1 pseudogene is annotated in these 1,252 nt (G+C 56.8%); it reads right to left on the bottom strand.

Features of this window, described 5'->3' with window-relative positions:
* Positions 1-1,252: pseudogene (locus B9Z54_RS04400) on the bottom strand (ABC transporter permease/substrate-binding protein); the annotation flags it as partial.

The raw sequence follows: 1,252 nt of genomic DNA, 5'->3' as shown, positions 1-1,252 counted from the left end.
ATTGAGGGCGTCCTCAATCTCAGGATGTTCGTCTAACGTCTCTTGTTTGAGCACGGTGCCCCTTGATAAGGTGGGAAGAACTGTTGATCGTCTTCAAGCACGAGCAAATCGTTTTCGGCGATGTCCGGATCTGTTGCGTACGCATCGACGAGGTTGACGTCACCGCGGGCGATGGCGCGATACCGTAAGTTTTTGCTCCATCGAGACGACCGATGGGAAGTCGAGGCCATACGCTTGCTGAAGTCCTGGATAACCGTCCTCCCGGTCCGTGAACTCGAGCGTGAAGCCGGCAGCGATATCCGTTTGGACGTTCCGCAAATCCGAAATCGACGTGATGCCCTCTTCTTCCGCATAGTCGCGTGGGATGGCGATGGCATACGTGTTGTTGAACTCCATCGGCTCTAGCAACGCGTAACCGTCATCTGCCAACGCGTCACGAGCCTGTTCATACACTTCGCGGGCGTCATTCGAGTTCGGCGTCTCTTTCACGAGACTGGCGAGTACCGTCCCTGTGAACTCTGGGTAAATGTCGACATCGCCGGATTGGAGAGCACCCCAAACGAACGTCGTCTCACCGAAGTTAGGCCTTACGGAAACGGTCAAATCGGTCTCTTCTTCAATCAACAGCTTATACATGTTCATTAAGATCTCAGGCTCAGGTCCAAGCTTTCCGGCAACGACGAGGTCCGTCTGTTGCGTGCGACCGAGCGCGAGCGGTGCGGCGATGATGAGCGCCAACACCGTCGAGACAGCAATCAGCTTCGTCTTGTTCCGTGTCGCCGTCGCTCCTTCCATCTGTCGGAGCAAGAAGTCGAACAAGAGGGCGAGGATGGCGGCCGGGATGGCGCCGAGCAAAATCAAGTAGTTATCGTTTCGGTTAATCCCGAGCAAAATCAACGTTCCGAGGCCACCGGCTCCGACGAGGGCGGCGAGCGTCGCCGTCCCGACAATGAGGACCATCGCCGTCCGAATCCCGGCCATGATGACCGGCAAGGCGAGCGGGAGCTCGACTTTCATCAAGCTTTGGTTCGGCTTCATGCCGCAAGCCCGAGCCGCCTCGATGAGCGATTTATCGACTTCGTTCAAGCCCGTGAACGTGTTTCGAAGGATCGGTAACAAGGCGTACAAGACGAGGGCGATCGTCGCTGGCAAAGCGCCAATCCCGACGAGCGGGATCATCAGACCGAGGAGCGCTAAAGAAGGAATCGTTTGGATGATCGCAGTCACGCCGATGGCGGTCTCGGCCACTTTT

Origin of the sequence: Bacillus sp. P14.5 (genome assembly GCF_003316765.1) — a bacterium.
Classification (GTDB): domain Bacteria; phylum Bacillota; class Bacilli; order Bacillales; family Bacillaceae_B; genus Rossellomorea.
Note: the sequence above shows the minus strand (reverse complement) of the source record. Positions and strands in the feature narration are given on the sequence as shown.